This window comes from Streptomyces sp. NBC_00258, assembly GCF_036182465.1.
Classification (GTDB): domain Bacteria; phylum Actinomycetota; class Actinomycetes; order Streptomycetales; family Streptomycetaceae; genus Streptomyces.
This window is the reverse complement of the sequence record NZ_CP108081.1, coordinates 694,052-714,385: the sequence shown is the minus strand read 5'-3', so window position 1 is coordinate 714,385 and position 20,334 is coordinate 694,052. Positions and strand designations below refer to the sequence as shown.

Annotated in this window: 22 protein-coding genes and 1 pseudogene; 11 read left to right on the top strand and 12 right to left on the bottom strand. The window is 68.3% G+C overall.

Annotated elements, in window-relative coordinates; all coding sequences use genetic code 11:
- Positions 1 to 24: 24 nt before the first annotated feature.
- Both OG718_RS03260 and OG718_RS03255 read left to right on the top strand, forming a co-directional pair.
- Positions 25 to 330 (top strand): DUF6247 family protein, encoded by a 306-nt coding sequence (locus tag OG718_RS03260; RefSeq protein WP_328843152.1) that lies wholly within the window; start codon positions 25 to 27, stop codon positions 328 to 330.
- A complete protein-coding gene (locus OG718_RS03255) occupies positions 327 to 587 on the top strand; it encodes a hypothetical protein (protein ID WP_328843151.1) in 261 nt (86 codons plus the stop codon). Before OG718_RS03260 ends, OG718_RS03255 begins: the two co-directional genes overlap by 4 nt.
- A gap of 541 nt (positions 588 to 1,128) precedes the next feature.
- Here OG718_RS03255 and OG718_RS03250 read toward each other — a convergent pair.
- On the bottom strand, positions 1,129 to 1,350 hold the full coding sequence (locus tag OG718_RS03250) for a hypothetical protein (RefSeq protein WP_328843150.1): 222 nt from the start codon (positions 1,348 to 1,350) through the stop codon (positions 1,129 to 1,131).
- A 150-nt stretch (positions 1,351 to 1,500) separates the two neighbouring features.
- Entirely contained in the window at positions 1,501 to 1,956 is a 456-nt protein-coding gene (locus OG718_RS03245) for a peptidoglycan-binding domain-containing protein (protein ID WP_328843149.1), read from the bottom strand.
- A gap of 353 nt (positions 1,957 to 2,309) precedes the next feature.
- Between OG718_RS03245 and OG718_RS03240 the strand changes: the two genes are divergently transcribed.
- The 5 genes and pseudogenes from OG718_RS03240 to OG718_RS03220 form a co-directional block, all read left to right on the top strand.
- Positions 2,310 to 2,507, top strand: coding sequence for a hypothetical protein (locus OG718_RS03240; protein ID WP_328847672.1), 198 nt, complete (start codon positions 2,310 to 2,312; stop codon positions 2,505 to 2,507).
- Between the two features lie 460 nt (positions 2,508 to 2,967).
- A complete protein-coding gene (locus OG718_RS03235) occupies positions 2,968 to 3,357 on the top strand; it encodes a hypothetical protein (RefSeq protein ID WP_328843148.1) in 390 nt (129 codons plus the stop codon).
- Positions 3,358 to 3,449: 92 nt separating this feature from the next.
- Positions 3,450 to 4,199, top strand: coding sequence for a transposase family protein (locus tag OG718_RS03230; protein ID WP_328843147.1), 750 nt, complete (start codon positions 3,450 to 3,452; stop codon positions 4,197 to 4,199).
- 419 nt (positions 4,200 to 4,618) lie between these two features.
- A complete protein-coding gene (locus tag OG718_RS03225) occupies positions 4,619 to 5,305 on the top strand; it encodes an HAD-IA family hydrolase (protein ID WP_328843146.1) in 687 nt (228 codons plus the stop codon).
- 7 nt (positions 5,306 to 5,312) lie between these two features.
- Positions 5,313 to 5,898, top strand: a pseudogene (locus OG718_RS03220) (transposase family protein); the annotation flags it as partial.
- A 382-nt stretch (positions 5,899 to 6,280) separates the two neighbouring features.
- Here the strand turns inward: OG718_RS03220 and OG718_RS03215 are convergent.
- Positions 6,281 to 7,210 carry a LysR family transcriptional regulator gene (locus tag OG718_RS03215; protein WP_443054880.1) on the bottom strand — a complete coding sequence of 310 codons (930 nt, stop codon included), beginning with the start codon at positions 7,208 to 7,210 and terminating at the stop codon, positions 6,281 to 6,283.
- 283 nt (positions 7,211 to 7,493) lie between these two features.
- On the opposite strand from OG718_RS03215, the gene OG718_RS03210 reads away from it, so the two are divergent.
- Positions 7,494 to 7,616 (top strand): hypothetical protein, encoded by a 123-nt coding sequence (locus tag OG718_RS03210; protein WP_328843144.1) that lies wholly within the window; start codon positions 7,494 to 7,496, stop codon positions 7,614 to 7,616.
- A 238-nt stretch (positions 7,617 to 7,854) separates the two neighbouring features.
- Positions 7,855 to 7,977 (top strand): hypothetical protein, encoded by a 123-nt coding sequence (locus OG718_RS03205; protein ID WP_328843143.1) that lies wholly within the window; start codon positions 7,855 to 7,857, stop codon positions 7,975 to 7,977.
- Between the two features lie 223 nt (positions 7,978 to 8,200).
- Here the strand turns inward: OG718_RS03205 and OG718_RS03200 are convergent, their stop codons facing one another.
- From OG718_RS03200 to OG718_RS03160, 9 genes are all read right to left on the bottom strand, one after another.
- Positions 8,201 to 8,539 (bottom strand): NIPSNAP family protein, encoded by a 339-nt coding sequence (locus tag OG718_RS03200; protein WP_328843142.1) that lies wholly within the window; start codon positions 8,537 to 8,539, stop codon positions 8,201 to 8,203.
- On the bottom strand, positions 8,536 to 10,218 hold the full coding sequence (locus OG718_RS03195; RefSeq protein WP_328843141.1) for a bifunctional 3-(3-hydroxy-phenyl)propionate/3-hydroxycinnamic acid hydroxylase: 1,683 nt from the start codon (positions 10,216 to 10,218) through the stop codon (positions 8,536 to 8,538). The genes OG718_RS03200 and OG718_RS03195 overlap by 4 nt, the downstream gene beginning before the upstream one ends.
- On the bottom strand, positions 10,215 to 11,087 hold the full coding sequence (locus OG718_RS03190) for an alpha/beta fold hydrolase (RefSeq protein ID WP_328843140.1): 873 nt from the start codon (positions 11,085 to 11,087) through the stop codon (positions 10,215 to 10,217). Before OG718_RS03190 ends, OG718_RS03195 begins: the two co-directional genes overlap by 4 nt.
- 1 nt (position 11,088) lies before the next feature.
- Positions 11,089 to 11,691, bottom strand: coding sequence for an amino acid synthesis family protein (locus tag OG718_RS03185; protein ID WP_328843139.1), 603 nt, complete (start codon positions 11,689 to 11,691; stop codon positions 11,089 to 11,091).
- A gap of 274 nt (positions 11,692 to 11,965) precedes the next feature.
- Positions 11,966 to 12,493 carry a VOC family protein gene (locus OG718_RS03180; protein WP_328843138.1) on the bottom strand — a complete coding sequence of 176 codons (528 nt, stop codon included), beginning with the start codon at positions 12,491 to 12,493 and terminating at the stop codon, positions 11,966 to 11,968.
- A gap of 2 nt (positions 12,494 to 12,495) precedes the next feature.
- The gene (locus tag OG718_RS03175) at positions 12,496 to 13,518 is read right to left on the bottom strand and encodes a WD40/YVTN/BNR-like repeat-containing protein (RefSeq protein ID WP_328843137.1); all 1,023 of its coding nucleotides are present in this window, start codon (positions 13,516 to 13,518) and stop codon (positions 12,496 to 12,498) included.
- A 241-nt stretch (positions 13,519 to 13,759) separates the two neighbouring features.
- Positions 13,760 to 14,554, bottom strand: a complete 795-nt coding sequence (locus OG718_RS03170; protein ID WP_328843136.1) for an SDR family NAD(P)-dependent oxidoreductase — start codon at positions 14,552 to 14,554, stop codon at positions 13,760 to 13,762.
- Between the two features lie 59 nt (positions 14,555 to 14,613).
- The gene (locus tag OG718_RS03165; protein WP_328843135.1) at positions 14,614 to 16,134 is read right to left on the bottom strand and encodes an aldehyde dehydrogenase family protein; all 1,521 of its coding nucleotides are present in this window, start codon (positions 16,132 to 16,134) and stop codon (positions 14,614 to 14,616) included.
- 11 nt (positions 16,135 to 16,145) lie between these two features.
- Positions 16,146 to 17,735, bottom strand: coding sequence for an acetolactate synthase large subunit (locus OG718_RS03160; protein ID WP_328843134.1), 1,590 nt, complete (start codon positions 17,733 to 17,735; stop codon positions 16,146 to 16,148).
- Positions 17,736 to 17,849: 114 nt separating this feature from the next.
- Between OG718_RS03160 and OG718_RS03155 the strand changes: the two genes are divergently transcribed.
- Both OG718_RS03155 and OG718_RS03150 read left to right on the top strand, forming a co-directional pair.
- Complete coding sequence (locus OG718_RS03155; RefSeq protein ID WP_328843133.1) at positions 17,850 to 18,629, top strand: IclR family transcriptional regulator; 780 nt, start codon at positions 17,850 to 17,852, stop codon at positions 18,627 to 18,629.
- 307 nt (positions 18,630 to 18,936) lie between these two features.
- On the top strand, positions 18,937 to 20,328 hold the full coding sequence (locus tag OG718_RS03150) for an APC family permease (RefSeq protein ID WP_328843132.1): 1,392 nt from the start codon (positions 18,937 to 18,939) through the stop codon (positions 20,326 to 20,328).
- Positions 20,329 to 20,334 lie beyond the last annotated feature (6 nt).

The window sequence follows — 20,334 nt, the reverse complement described above, 5'->3', positions numbered from 1 at the left end:
AGGAAGACCCTTCTGGAGGTGGCGATGAGCGCCCAGCCCGACCACGCGCCCGTCCCGCCGGCCCCGCTCTCGCCGACCGCGGCCGCGCAGCTGCTCGCCCAGCTCCGGGTCAGCCCGCGCGCCGAGGTCTGGGTGCCGGCGTTCGAGCAGGACTGGACACGCGCCCTGGAGGACTCCCGGCACTCCTACAGCCTCAGCTCGCTCCACGACGTCGTACGCACCTGGCAGGCCCGTCTCGAAGCAGCCCCGGCCGTCGACGCGTTCAAGGCTTCCGGCAGGGACGACTCCGACGGCGTCGATCTGGCCGACATTCTCGATACCCGCCGGTGAGCGATGCACCGTGGCCCGCACGCCTGTCCCCGAAGGCGCTGGCCGTCCTGGACGACCTGCCCGACCACGCCCGGGCGATGCTGCGCGACGTGATGGACATCGCCGGCCGCGACCCGTGGTCCTTCCCGCCCTTCGACAGCCGCGACCCCGAAGGCGAGGACGTCCGCGCCGCCGCGGTCGGACACCTCACCGCCGTCTACTGGATCAACCGCCCGGCCGGGCGCCTGTACATCATCGACATCATCTGGCTCGGATAGCAGCGCTGGGATGGTGAAGCTTGAGGTGTCGTTCCCACCCACCACTCCACCTCTCCCGTAGAGCCAGCCCGCGGCAGCGCAGCGCGGCGAGGGATTATCCGGAGCCCTGGTCGTGCTCGTCCTTTGCGGCCAGGTCGTACTGGATGGTCGTGCGGCCCACCACGTCCTTCGGGGCCTTGATGCTGAACGTCTACCAACGCTACTCGCTGGCCGGCGGACCCTTGCCCCACTCTCGAAGGTGCCGCCCTTCTGGTCGGACGGTTCGCAGATCGACCGTATCCGTGTGACCACCGGCGCGAACGGGGCGGCGGTCGCGAACATCGGGCACCTCTACGGTGATGCCGAGGGTGTCGCGGACGGGGAGATCATCACCGTCACCGGGTCGTATCCCACGGCCTGATGGCCAGGGCTGCTGAGCCAGCAATGAAGCCGCGCGGGCGTGCCAGCGATGGCCGTCCCGGGCGGTTCTCGCTGTCCCGAATCACCTCACAGCCGATCCCGGCATCGCATCCTCCGCCGACACCGAGCCTTCCCTGTGCCGTCAGCCGGTGGCGTAGTCGTGCTGGATACGATCGGCCCGCCTGGCGATGGTGGTGGCGGCCTGCTCAAGGGCGGCGAGGAACGGATCGGCGGCCGCTGTGAGGACCGCGCAGCGCATGAACTCCTCGATGCTCGTTCCGCAAGCGTCGGCCGCGCGCTGCACCTGGTCGCGCTCGGCGGACGTCAGGGGCGGCGTGAGGGGTTGGGCGGGTGCGAGGTCCATGCGGGGACGGTGCAGCGCCCTGAGGGTCGTCAGGGGCATCCGCGGTCTGCGGCCGTCTCGCAAACCTGGCGCTGCGCGAGGAGGGTGCGGCGCATGGCATTGCCCTCTACGGTCTGCCTTCAGCCAACGCTGACGAGTTCCGCACAGCTCCTACATGCAGGTGCCGGAGAACTGATTGTCGACGATCCGATACAACGGAAACTTCATGGCGGCGTAGGTGTCGGGGCCGTACTCGCCGTCTACCTTGATTCGGTGCTGCGTCTGAACAGCGCGTACCGCTGCTAGGGTGTCGTTCCCGTAGACGCGATCGACATCAATATCAGGGATGCTGTTGTAGCAAAGGTTGATCGCCCCCTGAAGCGCTGCGACTCCGGCGTTTCTGGTTCCGTAGGCCATCCAGCAGTGGTAGTTGTAGCCGCCGCTGCCGCTGAACGTAGGCAGGTACTGATACCGCCCGCTGGGAAGGGCGCTAAACGTCGTGATCTGGGCCCAGTTGCACTGGGGGGTGGCGGCAGAGGCAGGGCTCGCGGTCAAACCAACCAGCAGCGTCGAGAGCACGCCGATGACGGCACTGATGGCGCCGACCTTGAAACGGTTTCTGTTCACGGTTCTCCAGTTCGTAGGTAACTGACAGCGGCGAGGCTCGACACTCTGGCCTCGTCCACGGACTTTAGGATCATCGTGGGCTTCGGACTTTGTCATCCGTGCGGGGAACTTTGTCAGTCGTGCACCGCCTCAAGCTGACGCTGCATCAAGCGAGGGTCACCCTGCGGGTGAAGTCATGCGCGACCGCCACGGCCGTTGTCAGCCACATACGACGGGCCCACGGTAGCCCGGCCCGGTCGCTGAGTGTGCCGGTCGTTTGCCCCACAAGGAACAGCCGCCGCGCACACCGGAATACGGGCAAGGCGGCGGACGAGACCGCCTCTGGGCTGCAGCCGCGACCTTGTTGAGCTCGACTGCCGCTACCGTCGGCGGCTGCCGATGCGGTGCGCGCATACGCGGCCAGGACCCGCGCGAACGCCGACCAGTTCGCCGCGGTCCTTGAAGACATCGCGGCCAACGGTCTGCCCGATGCGGAGCAGTGGACTCCGTGGGAGGAACTGCGCGAGGCGCACTTGGCTTTGCTTGCCGCTCCAAGGCTGGCCGTCGCCTGATGCCCCTCAGCACGACGCCGCGACAGGATCGCGTTCTCCGACGCGGCCGCGATGGAAATCCCCCCGCTCAACCTGCGATGTGTCGGCTTCATGTCAGTGTGCTGGTGGCAGTGACGGTTGGTCAGATAGCGCGGGTTCTTGCAGGTCCCTGATTTATGGCGGTGCTGGCCGCTGACACGAGGTAGTGCTCTGTGTCTTGGCGGCTGACGTGGAGCGGTACATCCGCAGGTAGCTCGCTGTCATAAAGGAGGCACTGCGCACCTCGGACCTCAAGCCGCAGGAAGTCAAAGGGTAGTTGACCGGCTCAGAGCGGCCGCTCTTTGTGGGGCGAACGACCGGCACACCTAGTGACCGGGCCGGGCTACTGTGCCCGTTATCCGCCGGAAAAATGCTCGCATCCGGTGCCAGAAATCCACCAGTGTCATTCGAGGTTCGACGGCCCTGCCCGTAGGGCCGGCCGGTGATCCAGCACGTTCACTCTGATCGGACACCCGATCTCGAGTTCAACCTGATTACCTGGAAGGGTCGGGTCATGCGAAGAGCCCGCAGTTCAACCACGCTGTTCCTCAGCGCACTTCTCGCCATGGCGATCGCATTCGTGGCGGCTGCCCCGGCAAACGCCGCGCCGGCCCGGTCGGACGGCCGCAGCAAGGTGATCTTTGTACACGGATTCGATCCCACGTTCACGGCGGCGGTCAATTGCGAGGAATACTGGTCGGACGCGATCAATTACTTCAAGTCGCAGAGGTATGCGGACAACCAGCTGATCACGTACGGTTACTACGGCAAGAAGTTGGGATCAGATGGCTGCACCACCCGGTTCACGGAGCTGTTTCAGAGTGGCCACTGATCGGGTGACGCTGGAGGTGTGCGCAACGCACGAGGCTCCCGTGCCGTTGGGGGAGGTGTTCGAAGTCTCAACCCACAGACACAGGAGCCGCGTTGGTTCCGTATTCTGCCGCACTCGACCTGCCCCATGCCCTGGTCGAGTGGGCCACGATGCTCATCGTCACCCGCGAGGGTGACCGCCGTTGCAAGCTCCCACCGCACCAACGTGCCCTCGTCGGCCTGGTGTACCTGCGCCGGCACGACACCCTCGCCCAACTCGCAGCCGGCTTCGGCATCTCCGTCGGCACCGCCCACGCCTACACATCAGCCGTCATCGACCTGCTCGCCGACCGAGCACCCGGCCTGCTGCGTGCCTTGCGTGAAGCCGACCCGCACTACGTCTTGCTCGACGGCACCCTCGCGGAGTGCGACCGGGTCGGCGACAGCCGGGCCGACTACTCCCACAAGCACCGCCGGCACGGAGTGAACGTGCAGGTGGTGACCGATCCGGCCGGACGGCTGCTGTGGATCTCGCCCGCCCTGCCCGGCCGCGCCCACGATCTGACCGCGGCCCGCACCCACCGGATCATCCGGATCTGCGAACGCCAAGGCGTCCCAATCCTCGCTGACCGTGCCTACATGGGCGCCGGCTCGTGGGTGACGACCCCCCTCAGACGTCCACCGGGCCGCGAGCTCACACCGACTCAGCAAACCGTCAACCGCGCGCTGTCAGCAGCACGGGCCCCGGTCGAGCGTGGCGTCGCACGCCTGAAGTCGTGGCGGATCTTCCGCCGGTCCCGATGCAGCCCGAATCGAATGACGTCAATCGCCGCCGCTGTCCTCACCCTGGAGCGGCAGCGCTGAAAGAGTTCACTGGGTGGTGGGTGTTGCTTGATCGCCCGGTGATGGTGAGCAGGGGTGGCGGTGGGCAGGGTTTCTGGCCTGGGGTGATGTAGTTGTTGGTGGGGTGCTGCGCAGGCTGGTTGGATACTGCGCTGTTTCAGTGGCTGCCGGAAGGCAATGGGGCTTTGTCTCTGGCGGGTGGTGTGGTGGGGGAGTGTGGGTGCAGCCGGGCAGGCTGTAGTTCGCGGTGGTGGCGTGTGTGTGACCGTCTTTGCTGAAGCTGGAGGGGCCTCCCCCCTGGATCCTCAGGATCTCGTCCTCCGCGACGATCGAAGCGGTGCCGCCGTCCGGGTCCTCCCAGAACGCGATCTCGGACAACGACCTTTCGTAAGGCTTGTCCCGCAAACTGCCCGCTCAGGGCCTGATGGCATGATCGAAGCGTGATCAGTGAACCCGGCCGTCCTGGTGCGTTGAGGTATGTCCTGTTTGATGTTGATGGCACGTTGATCGACGCCGTGGACAATCAGCGCCTGGTTTGGCGAACTTGGGCAGAGCGATACGGACTGGACCCCGATGAGGTCTACCGAGTGGCGCTGCGGACGAGGCCGATGGAGACCTTCGCGCAGGTTGCTCCGGACCAGGACCCCGGGGAGTGCCTTGCTGCACTGCACGAGCTGGAGGACGAGGACGTCCGCTCCGGCACCTATACGGCCTTCGGCGGCGCCTCGGAGCTGCTGAGTGCTCTGCAGCCCGGGTCCTGGGCGCTGGTGACTTCGAACTATGAGCACCGGGTGCGTGGACGCTTCGCACGGACCGGCCTGCCGGTCCCGGAGGTCCTCGTGGATGCGGCCGCCGTGGAGGAAGGCAAGCCGTCTCCTGTGCCGTATCTGCAGGCAGCCGCACGACTTGGTGCCAAACCAGAGGACTGTCTGGTCATCGAGGACGCCCCTTCCGGGGTGGAGTCCGGGCTGCGTGCCGGGATGACGGTATGGGGTGTCAACGCCCCTACGGCGGTGGACGGCGTGCATCGTCACTTCTGCAGCCTTCGCGAAGCGGTCCGCGACGTCCTTGCCTTCGTGTCCGGGGCCCGCCCTCACGGGCTGGAGGGTTCAGCCGCGATGGAATGATCTTGATGTGGCTGGTGTGATCACGGCATCGGAGCCGTCATGGATAGTCCCGTTCTCCGGGCTGAGCCCGCGCCAGTTCATGAAACTGGTGACGGCGCTGCGCCGCGAGGGGGTCGACGCCACCCGCCGGGGCAGGCTGTGGAGCCTGCCGCTGGCAGACAGAAACACTGCTGGTCACGGCGTACTGGCGCACAAACTTGACGATGCGCCAGCTCGCCCCGCTGTTCGGCATCTCCAAGTCCGCTGCCGACCGCATCATCGCCCACCTCGGTCCGCTCCTGGCGCTTCAGCCTCGGCGCCGCTTCGCAAGAGACGCCGTGCTCATTGTGGACGGCACCCTGGTACCCACCCGCGACCACACGATCGCCGCGCAGTCCAAGAACTACAGGTACTCCACCAACCATCAGGTGGTCATCGACGCCGATACCCGCCGGGTTGTCGTTGTCGGCCGGCCTCTGCCGGGCAACCGCAACGACTGCAGGGCGTGGGAGCAATCCGGCGCCAAAGCCGCTGTCGGGAGGACGATGACGATCGCCGATGGCGGCTATCCGGGCACCGGGCTCGTCATGCCCCACCGCCGCCGCAAGGGCGAGGTGCGATGTGCCGGGTTGGTGTCGGTGGGTGGGTGTCAGTGACGGCATGTCAGGTCGGGGTGTTTGTACTGGCCGGGTGTTCATGAAGGGCAGCGTCACTGCTGTGGAGCGGTTTCGGTGGCGGGTGTGGCTGTCATGGGGTGGTACACCCCGTTCTGTTCCGCTGTCTCGGGAACGGCACTTCTGATCCTTCGTGGGCCGGGCGGCGGCACGGTGTCGGTGTCCGCCGGGGCGCAGGGTGTGAGGTGGGGGAGCCGGGCGCGTGAGGTGAGGTGACGGAGGGCCGAGAAGCTGTGCCAGACCCCCTGAACTGTGACGTTCCGTGACTGGTTGCGCTGTGCGCCACCTATCGAACCTGTGGCACCTCGAAGCGTCAGAAGCGTCAGATGGTTTCGCTGTAACCCCGGTTCGTGGCTTCGTGGGCAGCGTGCCGGATGGCTCTGATGGTGGATTCGGTACGTCTTCGCCGCAGCCAGGCGAGGGCGGATGTGGAGGGGATGAGATCGGCCACGTCGATGTATCTGATGCCCGCGCGTGGAAAGTATTCACGGGCGGCCTTCGGCAGGAAGCACATTGCCTCTCCGGCGGCCACCGTGTGCAGCAACGATTCCATGTCGGTGACTACCGGCCCATAGCGGACGCGGCTGCCGTCGGGGCGGGGATCGACCGCCCAGAAGTCCCACCACAGCCGCGGAACCTGCTCAGGCATGTCGACCACCGGAACGCCGGAGAGCTGAGCCAGGGTGAGCCGGGGCTGGATCGCCAGGGGATGCCCGGTGGAGAGGCAGGCCACGCGTGGCTCGGTGGCCAGGTGGTGCAGTTCGATGTCGTCCGTCACCGGAGGACGGACGAAAACCACGTCGACCTCCTGCTGTGCCAGCGCGGCGAGGTGGTCGCCGAACGCGAGGTTGACCAGCCGCACGGTCGTTTCGGGGTGGCGGTCTTGCAGGAGGCTGAGTACGGCACGGGTGTGCGCCATGGATGCCTCGGCTCCCATGGTTCCCACGACGAGTCGTCCGCAGACCTGTCGCAACTGCGCGTCGGCCACGCGCCGCAGCCGGTCGACCGCCGCGACCGCCGCGCGGGCTTCGGGGAGCAAAACCTGCCCTGCCTCGGTGAGCGTGAGCGTCCGGCTCGTGCGCTCCACCACGCGTACCCCCAAGCGTTTCTCCAACTCCCTGATCTGCTGACTCAGCGCCGGCTGCGTGATGAACAAGCGCGCGGCAGCACGCCCGAAATGGAGTTCCTCGCTCAGCGTGAGAAAGAGCCGGAGCTGATGAACGCTCGGTTCCTTCGATACGGACACCCCCACAAAGAAACCTCCTTCTCGCTGCCCAACCTGCTGCGATAACAAGCATGTTATCGATCACCAGGCATCCTGTGCCCCTGGTCCGATGACACCCCTGTGCTGATCATGTGATAGTCAACGGCGTCACTGATCGGCCTGACGGTCCACCAGCTCGGAGCAGGGCTGATGACCGGTTCCTCCGGCAACGCCCGGGGACGGTCGCCTGCTGGTGGCACGGGCGCTTCCAACGAAGGGCCCTCGCCCGCGGAAGCGCTGGACAACATTCCCCCTCAACGAGGAGAAGTTAATGCGTAAAGCCGTACTCGGCCTCTTCGTGGCACTGGTCGCGGTGCTCGCGGTGGCACCCTTCGCCGGCGCCGACCAGACCCAGACCGTCGCCTGCTGCGGCGGCATGCCCGGCCACGGGTAACGGGGCCCTCGCCAGCGGACGGGATGGATCAGGTTTCCCCTCTCTGCAAGGAGCAGCAAATGCGAATAGCCGTACTTGGTTTGTTTGTGGCGTTGGCGACGGTGTTCGCGGTGGCACCGCTTGCCGGTGCCGATCAGAGCGAGACCGTCGCCTGCTGCGGCGGCACGCCGGGCCAGCCGTAAAGGGCCCTCGCCAGCCGAAGCGCTGGACAACATTCCCCCTCAACGAGGAGAAGTAAATGCGTAAAGCCGTACTCGGATTGTTCGTTGCGCTGGCTGCGGTGCTCGCGGTGGCACCCTTCGCGGGCGCCGACCAGACCCAGACCGTCGCCTGCTGCGGCGGCACACCCATCCCCCCGTAAATGAGGCCATCGCCAGTAGCTCGACTGTGTATGAGGGTCCGTCAGCTTACTGGCGGGCTCCTTGCCCTCGTTCAGCGCGGACCAGTCCGAAGCAGACCGCACCTGACCATAGGGGGCGGGGCACCGCATGAACTCGATCATGGAGTGGTGGGTGCATACCCGCGGTCGCGGGCCATGGCGTCGACGTATTCCTGGGCGGACTCCGTGGGCACCTTGTCGGCGGTCATCCTCGGCCCCCTTCGAGCAGGGTGGTCCGGACATGGGGCGTGGCGGGGACGAGGAGGCGGTTGGTCTGGCGCACGAGCAGGTCACGCACGCGGCCCCGGAAGGACGCGAACTCGTCGTCGTCCGCCAGTTCGGCTCGCCTGTCGGCGCGGTCCTCCAGGCTCTCGAAACCCCAGAAGTAGACCAGTGTGTTGAGTTCACCGACCTCGGTTGCGCAGCAGCCGAGCAGGTTGCCGAGGATCCGTACCTGGGGCTCGCGGCCGTACTCCTCCCAGAGCCGGATGTAGTGCGCCGTCGCGCCCGGTTTGAGGAGGTAGTCACGCTGCTCGATGATCAAGACGCCTCTCCTTCCGTGACGGGAACCGAGTGCCAGGCGTCCTTGGAGTCGGCGGACTGCGGCGGTGCGAGCAGCTGTTCGAAGGTGCCGGTCAGCGTCGCCAGGTCGCGGGGATCGGTCAGGGCCGCGAGATACCGGTCGGGGCGCACGACGGCGATGCTGCCCTGCTGCCCGGCGAACCAGTCCCGCAGGGTGCCGTCGACGTCCTCCACCGTTACCGAGTCGGTCGTCGACGTGCGCCGTTCGCCACGGGACCTCCCGGAGCGGGATTCGACGACGGTCATGTAGCGCGTGCCGACGCGGTCCCAGAAGGCACGGCTGTCGGCGTCCAGATGGACGAGCGGATCGTTGCCGTAGCCGATGAGGGCGAACCACTCGCCGAGTGTCTCGTCCAGCCGCAGCACCCGCCCGTCGGTGGTCTCCACCCTCGGCTGGACGAACATCCTGCCCACCGGTGAGTTCTTCCGCGTCGGTCGTCGACTGTGCAGCATGATTCCCTCGGTGTACCGGGGGACGGGCTTGAACCGCATGTGCACCAGCCAGTCCCGGACCGGCGGTGCCACGGTGAGTCCACGCACCACGGTGTCGCGTGCCCGGGCCACCGTGGTGCTCGTCGGGGAGAGGAACCGGCCGATGGTGTCCGACAGTTTCACCATCGCCCGGGCGTGTTCGCGCCGCTCGGTGTCGTAGGTGGCGAGGATCCTCGGGTGGGCGCGACCGGTGACGACGGCCGCCACCTTCCAGGCGACGTTGGTCGCGTCCCGTATGCCGGTGTTCATGCCCTGCCCCGCCCAGGGCGGCATGAGGTGGGCGGCGTCGCCCGCCAGGCAGATCCGGCCGTCCACGAACCGGTCGGCCACCCGCGAGTGATGTGTGTAGACGCGGGCGCGGGTGACGTTGAGCGCCGTGGGATCGGGTACGTGCACGGCGAGGAGTTCGTGCACCTTCTCGGGCCGGAGCATGGCCTCGGCGTCCTCGCCGGGGAAGAGCATGAACTCCCAGCGGCGGTAGTTGTAGGGAAGGTCCAGACAGACGTACGGGCGTCTCGGGTCGCCGTGCAGTCCCGTGTACGGGGCGTCGAGCGGATCGTTGTCGCACTCGATGACCACCCACTTGCGGGGGTGGGTGTCCCCGCTCAGCGGAATGCCGAGTTGCTCGCGCACGGTGCTGCGGCCGCCGTCGGCGGCGACCACGTACTCGGCATGGACGAGGACGCGTTCGCCCTGGGGTCCTGTGACGTGCAGTCGTGCCTCGGTGCCGTCCTGCTCCACGCGCAGGAGTTCGTGCCCGAGCAGGGGCCGTACGTGGGGATGGCGTTGGAGGCCGGCGCGGAGTGTGCGCTCGGCGAGTTGCTGCATGAAGATGTTTCGCCGGGGCCAGCCGAACTCCTGGGAGTCCGGACGGATGTCGGCGAGACAGTGGCCGTTCGCGGCGAACATCTTCAGCGGAACGTTCTGGATCATGTCGGCGAGCATCTCCTTGGCGAGGCCGATGCCCTGGAAGCTGCGCAGGCACTCGTCGTCCATGCCGACAGCGCGCGGATAGTCGATGATCTCCTCGCTGCGGTCGATCAGCAGGGTGCGCACTCCGTAGAGGCCGAGGTAGTTCGCGATAGTCACCCCGACGGGACCGGCGCCGACAACGGCCACCTGGGTGCGGTGTTCGACGGGTTCGGTCATGGGGCGACCTCCGCACTCCTGAGGAATCTGGTCAGGTGGTCATGGAAGAGTTCTGGGGCGTCGTCGTGCACGTAGTGGCCTGCCCCGCGGATGTTCACCGTGTGGATCCGGGGGTTGCTCCGCGCCATCGCGGCCAGGGTGGTGGCGGGCAGGAAGTCCGATGCCCCGCCCCGGACGACCAGGGTCGGGCACCGAAGGGCCTCGACGTACGGCCACAGATCCAGTTGGCGGGCCGGATCCGGGTCGAGGCGGGCCGCCGCGATGCCCGCCAGGTCGAACTTCCAGCGCCAACGGCCCCCTTCGTCCGGCACGAGGGTGTGCCGCACCCTGGAGTCGAGGGCGTCTTCGGAGATGTTCGGACGGATGCCGCGCCAGTACGCGCGGGCCGCCTCCCGACTGGGGAAGTCATGTGGAGTGTCGGCGACCTCGCGCTTGATGCGCTCGGCTCCCTCGCCCGACAGCGACGAGCCGGGCCCGATGTCCTCGACGACCGCCGCGCGGATCCGCTCGGGGTGACGCGCCGTATAGACGTATGTGGTGGTGCCGCCCATGGAATGGCCCAGCAGTACGAACCGGTCCAGGCCGAGGCGGTCGGCGAACTGCTCCAGATCGGCGACGTAGGACTCCGTGTAGTACGCGCCCCGCGGATCCCAGTCGCTGTCACCCCGTCCCCGTGCGTCCGGGGCCAGGACGCGGTAGCGGTCCGCGAGCCCTTCGGCCAGCGGCTCGAACGTCCGGGCATAGCTGCGCAGGCCGTGCAGCATGACGATCGGGGGCCGGCCCTCGTCGCCCCACTCGACGTAGTGGGTGCGCAGCCCGTTGAGCGTGATGAAGTGGTCCCGCCCGTCCGGGGCGGTGTCGGTGGCCATCTCAGTGCAGCCCGTCCTGGCCCTGGACCTCGTCGGCGCTGATGCCGCCAAGCCGGGCGTGCAGTCGCCCGCGCGTGGCGAACGCGAACACCACGACGACCTCGTCCGGAGTCGGCGCGTCGGAGAAGCTCACCGTGATGGTGTCGTAGTGCGAACGGACGTAGAGAGCGTCCTTGTGGGCCAGCGGAACGTCGAGGACGGTACCGGGACCGCCGCGCTTGCCGGTCGAGGGCACCCATGCCTTCCCGCCGCCGACCGCCGCTCTCACCGGGGCCGCGAAGACCGCGGTGAGGAAGGCGTTGCCGTGTTCGTACTCGCCTGCCGTGCCGACGAGGCAGGCCTTGCCGTAGCTCTGGATCACGAGGCCGCCGGCCGTCTCCTGGATCCGTCGGCCGAACTCCTCACCCAGCTTCGGCGAATCGGTGACGATGTCGCCGAGGTCCTGGCTGAACCGGCCGGCGTAGGGGTTGTGGATCGCGGCGGCGATGACGATCTTGCGGACGGGCTCGCCGTCCGCGAGAGCACCGGTCTCGTTGGCAAGGGTGTCCTCGGTCTGGAGGAACCACTTGCGGATGTGGTAGCCGGCGAAGTTGGGCTGGGGCATGGGCGTTTCCTCGGGGTGCGGACGGAGACGGGACGCGGGCATGGCGAGGCTCCGTGACAGGGCTGCGCGGGAAGAAAGGGGTGGGGCGGGGGCGGGATCGGGGCGACGGGCCCCAGGGGGTGTTTCGAAAGTCCCGCACAGCACCCACGGCGCGCGGCACGCACTCTCGCTGCACCGGCCGAAAGCCCAAGTACGTCCAGTACGAGGGCCTCCGGCCGGCACACCGAGAGCACGCACCGGACACCGCGGGCACCGCAGGACTTTCGAAACACCCCTAGCCGCGGAGCGGTTCGACCTCCATCGGTTCGCTGGGGGCGCCGTACAGACCGAGGATGCGCTTGCCCTCCTCGTCGTCCGTGACCGTCTCGTGGAAGAACTCGAAGCGGTTGCCGTCAGGATCCGTGAAGTAGAGACCGAATCCGATCTTGTGATCAGTGGTCTTGACCACGGGCACGTCCTTGGCCAGGAGCATCCCGTACAGCCGCCGCCACTCGTCGAGGTCGCCGTCCACCTCCAGCCCGTAGTGCTGCAGGCCTACGCCTCCCGGGACGGATCCCTCCTCGGCGTGGATCAGGGCGATGTCGTGGTGCTTCCGGCCGAAGGACAGGAACACCCACTGCGGGCCGCGTGCGGTGACCTCCATGCCGAGCACGTCCTCGTACCACTTGGCCGAGGCCTCGGGGTCACGGACGAACAGCGACAGATGGGTCCGGCGCACTCGCGGCTTCACGATGTCCTGCGGGTCGGCGGGGATCGGCGTGGGCTCGTCCTGCGGGCCGAGCACGCGCTCGTCGGGCTCCATGGTCAGTGTCCTTCCGTGGCGGGTGCTGTTGCGGGGGTCCAGGTCACGTCGGTGATCTCGCTGAACTCGCGCCACTCCTTGCGCCAGTTGCGACCGGCGTCGGTGGAGCGCATGAGATGGCCGTACTTCGTTCCCGCGAAGACCAGTTGTGGGTCGGCGGCGTGGGTTCCGAAGGCCCAGACGGTCGAGTTGGCGGGCGTGTCCAGGACGGTGTCCTGCCAGCTGTGCCCCAGGTCCTCGGAGCGCAGGATCCTGGTGGTGGTGCCGGGGGTGCCGTCGCCGATGCCGAGCAGCAGGTCGTTGGTGCCGGGAAGCTGCTTGACCAGCCGGGTGTAGTAGATGCCGAACGTCTTGCGGGAGTCGGTGCGGGTCCAGGTCTCACCGTCGTCCTGGCTCACGAAGAGCGCGTTGACGACGGCGACGACGATCGTCTTCGGCGGACCCTCCAGGACGACCACACAGTGGATGTCGGAGTTGGTGACGCCCTGGGGCAGGGAGGCGGGTGTGCCGTCGATCCGGTCCCAGGTGTCGCCCCGGTCACCGCTGCGCCACAGGCCGCCCTCCTCGATGCCGAACCACATGTTCTTGGGTTCGTAGCGGTCGACGACGCAGGTCAGAATCCTGGGACGGTTGACACCCGCGCAGAACTCCGGGATCTCAGGGGGCAGTTGCTCCCAGGTCGTCCCGCCGTCCGTGGTGCGGAACATGGCGGCCCGGGCAGGGGCGCCGGTTCCGACGAGCATCGTGTCCGGGTGGGTGGGGTCGATCGCCAGCGACCAGATGGTCCGGTCGTTCATGGGCGAGTCGACGCGGTGCCAGGTGACGCCGGCGTCGGCGCTGCGTACGAGTCCGACGTCGGCACCGGCGAAGACGACGTCCGGCTGTTGGGGGTGTACGGCCAGGCAGCGGACGACGGCGTCGAACTCCAGGGCCTGCCCCAGTCCGAGCCGGGACCAGGTGGCGCCGCCGTCGGAGGAGCGCAGAACGCCCTGGCCCGCGGTGGCGACCAGGATGGTGCCTTGCATGTCGTGGGTTTCCCTTCGGAACTGCGGTACGGATGAGTACGGACGGGTGGGGGAGGGGGACGACCGTGGGCTGGAGCCAGGGGGTGTTTCGAAAGTCCTGTGCGGTGCCCGCGGTGTCCGGTGCGTGCTCTCGGTGTGCCGGCCGGAGGCCCTCGTACTGGACGTACTTGGGCTTTCGGCCGGTGCAGCGAGAGTGCGTGCCGCGCGCCGTGGGTGCTGTGCGGGACTTTCGAAACACCCCCTAGAGGAAGACGCCGCGCGTGAGACCGCCGTCGATGCCCAGCGACTCACCGGTGATCGCGGCGGCGCGGGGGGAGGCGAGGAAGCACACGGCCTGGGCGATCTCGACCGGCGCCAGAACCCGGCGGATCGGTGTACGGGCGACGAAGTCTGCCTCGACCTCGGCTGCCGTGACACCGCGCTTGACGGCTTCCTTCTCGTACAGCTCGTGGATGTGCTCGGTCTCCACCACCCCGGGGTGCAGGGTGTTGACGGTGATGCCGGACGGGCCGAGCTGGTCGGAGAGGGCCTTCGTCATATGGACGATCGCCAGGTTGCGCATACCGGAGAGCGCGTGGCTGGAACGGCCGGTCAGCCCACCGATGTTGATGATGCGGCCGTAGCCGCCCGCCTTCATGTGCGGGGTGACGGCCTGCGCGCAGCGGAAGTAGCCGACGACCTTGGTGTTGATGTCTGCCAGCAGCAGCTCGGGGTCGGCCTCCTCGACCGAGTTGCGGACCAGCCCGGAAGGGGCGGCCGCTCCGTTGACGAGGATGTCGATCCGCCCCAGGTCGTCCGCCGCGCGCCGGACCATTGCGCGTACGGACTCGGTGTCGTTGGTGTCCGCCGCGTACGGGACGACCCGGCCGCCGGTCTCCGCCTCCAGTTCCTTCGCCGTGCGTTCCAACAGGGGCAGTCGGCGGGCCGTGATGACGACGGTCACGCCCTCGGCGGCGAGTTCGCGGGCGGTGGCCCGGCCGAGGCCCAGGCTGCCGCCGGTGACGATGGCGGTCCTACCGCCCAGTTCCAGGTCCATATGTGTCTCCCACAGAGGTGATCGGCGACAAGGGGCTCCGTCGGTGAGGGGGCCGGACGTCAGCCGAGGTTGACCCAGACGCTCTTGACCTCGGTGTAGAGGTCGAGCACCGTCCGGCCCATCTCCCGGCCCCAGCCGGACTGCTTGAATCCGCCGAAGGGCGACGCGGGATCCGTGAGGTTGTAACAGTTGATCCACACCGTGCCCGCCTGCAGTTCGTCGGCGATGCGGTGGGCGTGGCCCAGGTCGTTGGTCCAGATGCCGGCCGAGAGCCCGAACGGCGAGTCGTTGGCCCGTGCGACCAGGTCGTCCACGTCGTCCCAGGGCATCGCCGTCAGCACGGGACCGAAGATCTCCTCCCGGACGATGCTCAGGCCGTCGTCGGGCGCCACGAACACGGTCGGTTCGACGAAGTAGCCGTCGTCGTACGTCGTGTCGAGGTCGGGCCGCCCGCCACCGGCGGCCAGCTGGGCACCCTGCTCCCGGCCGGCGGCGATGAACCCGGTGACCCTCTCGTGGTGCCTCGCGGAGACCAGCGGCCCCATCTCTGTGGCCGGGTCGCTGCCGGGCCCGACGACGAGCGTCCTGGCGCGCTCCGCCACCGCGTCCAGCACCTCGTCGAAGATCTTGCGGTGCACGTACAGCCGCGAACCGGCCGTGCAGACCTGGCCCTGGTTGAAGAAGACGGCCTGGGCGGCGGCCTCGGCGACGGCCTGCGGATCGGCGTCGGGGAGCACGATGTTCGGGGACTTGCCGCCGAGTTCGAGGGAGACCTTCTTCAGGTTCCCTGCGGCGGCCCGGACGACTGCGCGGCCCGTCTCGGTGGACCCGGTGAAGGCGACCTTGTCGACTCCGTCGTGCGCGGCGAGGGCTGCGCCCGCCGCGGCACCGCGCCCGGTGACGACATTGACGACACCGTCCGGCATCCCCGCCTCCTGGAGCAGCTCGACGAGCCGCAGCGTGGACAGCGGGGTCTCCTCGGCCGGCTTGAGGACGACCGTGCAGCCGCTCGCCAGCGCGGGCGCGAGCTTCCAACAGGCCATCGACACCGGGAAGTTCCACGGCACGATCAGACCGGCCACGCCCACCGGCTGCCGTGTGGTGTAGTTCAGCACCCGCAGTCCGCCGCGCGGCGAGACGGGGATCGTGCTGCCTTCCAGCTTGCTCGGCCAGCCCGCGAAGTAGCGGAACAGCTTCACGCTGGTGCCCACGTCCACGGCACGTGCCACCGAGACCGGCTTGCCGTTGTCGCGCGACTCCAGCAGGGCCAGTTCCTCGGCGTGCGCCTCGATGACGTCGGCGACACGGTGCAGCAACGCGCCCCGGTCCATGGGGCTCATCCGACGCCAGCCGGGGTCGTCGAAGGCGCGGCGCGCCGCCCCCACGGCCCGGTCGATGTCGGCGGCGTCGCCGTCCGGAACAGTGGTGAGCACGGCACCGGTGGAGGGGTCGACGCTCGCGAACGAGCGGCCGGAGAGGGCACCCACCCACTGGCCGCCGATGAGCATGGTCCGCGGTTTCGCCAGAAAACGACTCACCGCCTCCGGCGCGCCGGTGACCGGGACTGCTGTGCTGTGCATTGTGGCTCCTCTCACAGGGCCATCTCGATGAGCTGAGGGCCGTCGGCGGCGAGCGCGCGGCCGAGTTCGCGTCGAAGCCCCTCGCTCGTCTCCACCCGGATGCCGGGCACGCCGTAGCCACGGGCCAGCGCGGGCCAGTCGAAGGCCGGGCTGTCCAGGCTGGTGAGCGCTGTTGCGCCCGGCCCCGGCCGGCTCTGTCCGTGCCGGTCGAGCTCGGTGCGCAGTACGTTGTAGGCGCGGTTGGAGGCGATGAGCGTGACGACGGGCAGCTGTTCCCGGGCCATCGTCCACAGCGACTGGATGGTGTACTGCGCGCTTCCGTCGGACTGCAGCGCGACGACCTTGCGGCCGGGTGCGGCGATCGAGGCTCCGACGGCGGCGGGCAGGCCCTGGCCGATGGCTCCGCCGGTGTTGGTCAGCGTGGTGTGGCGGGCGGCGCGCGACGACGCGGTGAAGAAGGGGTAGCCGCAGGTGCCGCCCTCGACCGAGACGATGGCCTGCTCGGGCAGCAGCCGGGCCACGATCAGGCCGACCGACTGCGGTGTCAGCGTTCCGTCCGGGAGTCCTTCGTCGTCCGGTCGCGGTCGTGGTGCCGGCTCAGGAGCACCGAGCGCGGCCGCGAGGACTTCCAGCGCGCGTGCGCCGTCCTCCTCCGGTGTGCTCAGTACCTCCACGGCGCCTGGGGGAGCCAGGAGGCTCGGAATCCCTTCGTATCCGAAGTACGACACGGGTTCCAACGCGCCGGCCAGCACGACCAGTTGAGCTCCGGCCAGGGCCTTGATCGCCTTCTCCGGAAAATAGGGGAGCCGGTCGAGGTCCGGAAGGCCGCCACCGCGCTCGGCGGCGGCCGGGAAGGTCTCGCTGTACAGGACGGCGCCGGTGGCGGCGGCGATCCGGGCCGCCGCCCGTTGGCCATGTTCGTCGAGTGCCGCGCCGCCCAGCAGGAGGACGGCACGTTCCCCGGCGCGCAGCCGCTTGGCGATCGAGTCGATGACGTCCGCTGCCACTTCCCGCCTGTCCCGGGTGCCGGGCAGGTCGACGTCCACGGGTGCCGTGAGCACCTCCTGCTGGAAGTCGGCGGGGGCGATGAGCGTGGCCCCGCGGCCGGGTGCGGTTGTGGCGGCCGCGACGGCGCGGGCGGTGAGCTGGGCCAGGCCCGCGCCGGAGGCGGCGGTGCCCACCCAGCCGGAGACAGAGGTCGCGAGGGAGACGATGTCCGAGGTCAGGGGAGCATCGAAGGCGAGATGCCAACTCGCTTGGTCCCCGATGACGTTGAAGACGGGGGAGTGGGCCCGTCGCGCGTTGTGCAGGTTGGCGATGCCGTTGGCGAAGCCGGGGCCCAGATGAAGCAGTGTCATCGCCGGTCGGCCGGTGATCCGGGCGTAACCGTCGGCCGCGCCGGTGCACACGCCCTCGAAGAGGCCGAGCACCGCGCGGGTGCCGGGAACGGAGTCCAACGCGGCGACCAGGGGCATCTCCGTGGTCCCCGGATTGGCGAAGCAGACGTCCACTCCGGCGGCGAGCGAGGTCTCGATGAGGGCCTCGGCCCCGGTCAGGCCGCCGGACCGGTTCGCCTGCCAGACGGTGGTGGCGTGGGTCATGGAAATCCTCCGTGCACTATGCGCACCGTCCGTGCGTATAGTGCACAGCATTGGCGCGGTGCGGCTCCGGCGTCAACCCCCGGTCGCGACAGACCTGTGCCATACGCTGAACGTGTGAGCGGAACTCGGAAGGTGGCAGGCGGAGTGCGGGCAGAGGCCGCGAACGACATGGAGGGCGGCGCGGATGACGGACGCGAGGAGAAGGCGAAGCGCCCCAGTCAGCCGCCGTCGCAGACGCTCGTCCGGGGGCTGGCGGTCCTGCGGGTCGTCGCTCACCAGCCCCGTGGCCTGACGGTCGCCGAGATCGCCGCCCGGACGGGGCTGCACCGGACCGTCGTGCACCGACTGGCGGGCACGCTCGCCGCGGAGGGATTCCTGGCGAAGAGCGCGGACGGTGTGTATGCGTCCGGGGGAGAACTGCACACACTCGCGGGTACTTCGCGGCCCACCCTCGCCGAGTTCATCCAGCCGCTGCTGCAACAGCTCGCGGACGGGTATGGCGGTACGGCGATCCTGTTCTTCCCTGAACCGGACTGTGTCGTCGCCGTGGCCACGGCGGTTCCCCAGGACGCCGACTACCACCTCGCCTACCGCAAGGGGTCTCGCCAGCCCTTGGACCGCGGGGCCGCCCCGTGTGCGATCCGGGCCGGACGGGCGCCCGCCGACGACGACTCGGACGCCGTGCGTGAGGCGCGCCGCCGGGGATGGGTCACCACTCATGGCGCTGTGGAGCCCGGAGCCCACGCGGTCGCCGCTCCGCTGGCCCGCGACGGAGACGTACTGGACGCCTGCGTCATGTTCGTCTCGCACCGGCAGGACCGCGTCGACGAGGCCACTTCGGAAGTGGTCTCCGCCGCGCGAGCGGCCCGAGCTTTCCTGCTGGGCCTGCGCTAGAGCCGCCCATCCCGCATTCCTCCCAGGTCAACCGCCGCCCCCGCCGAAGCACTTCGGCGGGGGCGGCCGCGTTCTGGCCGCCGGGTGGCGACCGCCGTGTCTTCGGCGGCGGTCGGGTTTGGCCGACGCCGGGCCTTGACACCCACCGCAGGCCACCACACCATGTGCTTTCAACAAACGTACACCACGTACGAATATCGCACAGTGGCGAAACTGGAGGCTGATCGGGATGACAAGCCCTGATCGCACCACCCTGGCCCACGGCCGCCTGTCCCTGATCGGCGTCCTCACTCAATCACTCGGCTTCATGGGACCGGTCTTCTCGGTCGCGGCCCTGCTGCCCCTAGTCGTCGGTCTGTCGGCCACGGGACGCGGTGCCGGCGTCGCCACGCCGGTCGCGATCATCATCGCGGGCATCGGCATGTGCGGCGTGGGATGGATCATCGCCCAATACGCGAAGCGCATCCATTCGTGCGGCTCTCTCTACGAATACGTGAGTGACACCGCCGGACCGCGCGTCGGTGTGATCACCGGATGGCTCTACTACGGAGCCATGATGGTTCTGGGAGCCGCGACATTCCTCGTCCTCGGCGGACTCACACAGGCATGGCTCAAGAGCACCATGTCCGTGGACGTGCCGTGGTGGCCGCTGTCCCTGGGATACGCCGCCGTCGCCTTCACGATTCTCGTGGTGGGCGTTAACGTCTCGATTCGGGCGCAACTCATCCTCGCACTGAGCGCCATGGTCGTCGTCCTTGTCTTCTCGCTGGTCATCATTTTCCGCGGTGGCCAGAACGGCGACAGCTGGTCCGTCGAGCCCTTCAATCCCTTCGCCGTGGGGAGTCTGAATCTTCTCTTCGGCGTTCTGTACGGCATCAACATGTTCATCGGCTTCGAGTCGGCGGCCAATCTCGCTGAGGAGACCTCGGACCCCAAGCGCCATGTGCCGCGGGCGGTCATGCTGTCGCTGGGCATCGTCGGGGTCTATTACGTGGTGGTGGCCTACGCGCAGGTCATGGGTTTCGGCCTCGACGTGGAAGCGTGGAAGAACAGTGTCTTCCCGCTGGAAACGCTCTCGTACGGTGGGGAGTTCGGGTCTGCCGCGTTCGGAAACTTCCTGGCGGTCCTGATCATTCTCGACATCCTCGCGGTGGCAATCGGAGTCGGCGTCGCATCGACTCGAGGCATGCTCTCGATGGCCCGCAGTGGCCGGCTGCCGTCGAAGCTGGCGGTTCTGCACCACCGGTTCCGTACTCCTGTATGGGGCGCCGTACTGATGGGCGTTGTTTCGTGTGTCGCCATCGTCGGTGTGCGCGTGGGGGGCGACCGGATGTTCGGTCAGGGGGCCGGTCAGCCGCAATGGGCGTCGGCGTTCGGCTGGATGGCCGGCTTTGGTGGAACAGGCATGGCGACTATGTATCTCGTCGTCGGTGCCGCGGGGGTGAAGGGCCTCTGGAACCATGTCAGCCGAACCAAACTGCTCATCGCGGGAAGTGCCGGTGTAGCAGTGGCGGCCGGGGCGGTGTTCGGTTCGTTCTACCAGGCGGCCAGCCCTCTCGACACCGTTCCCTGGGCTCTGCTCGTGTGGGTGGCACTGGGCGCGGTCTGGTCCTTCTTCGCGCTCGGCCGGTCCTCCAGCCAGGGGGAACCCGTGACGGACCAGGCGGCGGAAGGCGCCAGTGAAGTGACCCCACTTTGACGACAA

Excerpts from the sequence above, each read along its gene's own strand:
- OG718_RS03260 (WP_328843152.1), top strand. The coding sequence starts at position 25 with ATGAGCGCCCAGCCCGACCACGCGCCCGTCCCGCCGGCCCCGCTCTCG.
- OG718_RS03185 (WP_328843139.1), bottom strand. The coding sequence starts at position 11,691 with ATGCCCCAGCCCAACTTCGCCGGCTACCACATCCGCAAGTGGTTCCTC.
- OG718_RS03205 (WP_328843143.1), top strand. The coding sequence starts at position 7,855 with ATGCGTAAAGCCGTACTCGGATTGTTCGTTGCGCTGGCTGCGGTGCTC.
- OG718_RS03165 (WP_328843135.1), bottom strand. The coding sequence starts at position 16,134 with ATGCACAGCACAGCAGTCCCGGTCACCGGCGCGCCGGAGGCGGTGAGT.
- OG718_RS03160 (WP_328843134.1), bottom strand. The coding sequence starts at position 17,735 with ATGACCCACGCCACCACCGTCTGGCAGGCGAACCGGTCCGGCGGCCTG.
- OG718_RS03250 (WP_328843150.1), bottom strand. The coding sequence starts at position 1,350 with ATGGACCTCGCACCCGCCCAACCCCTCACGCCGCCCCTGACGTCCGCC.
- OG718_RS03190 (WP_328843140.1), bottom strand. The coding sequence starts at position 11,087 with ATGGCCACCGACACCGCCCCGGACGGGCGGGACCACTTCATCACGCTC.
- OG718_RS03210 (WP_328843144.1), top strand. The coding sequence starts at position 7,494 with ATGCGTAAAGCCGTACTCGGCCTCTTCGTGGCACTGGTCGCGGTGCTC.
- OG718_RS03170 (WP_328843136.1), bottom strand. The coding sequence starts at position 14,554 with ATGGACCTGGAACTGGGCGGTAGGACCGCCATCGTCACCGGCGGCAGC.
- OG718_RS03195 (WP_328843141.1), bottom strand. The coding sequence starts at position 10,218 with ATGACCGAACCCGTCGAACACCGCACCCAGGTGGCCGTTGTCGGCGCC.
- OG718_RS03175 (WP_328843137.1), bottom strand. The coding sequence starts at position 13,518 with ATGCAAGGCACCATCCTGGTCGCCACCGCGGGCCAGGGCGTTCTGCGC.
- OG718_RS03180 (WP_328843138.1), bottom strand. The coding sequence starts at position 12,493 with ATGGAGCCCGACGAGCGCGTGCTCGGCCCGCAGGACGAGCCCACGCCG.
- OG718_RS03150 (WP_328843132.1), top strand. The coding sequence starts at position 18,937 with ATGGGACCGGTCTTCTCGGTCGCGGCCCTGCTGCCCCTAGTCGTCGGT.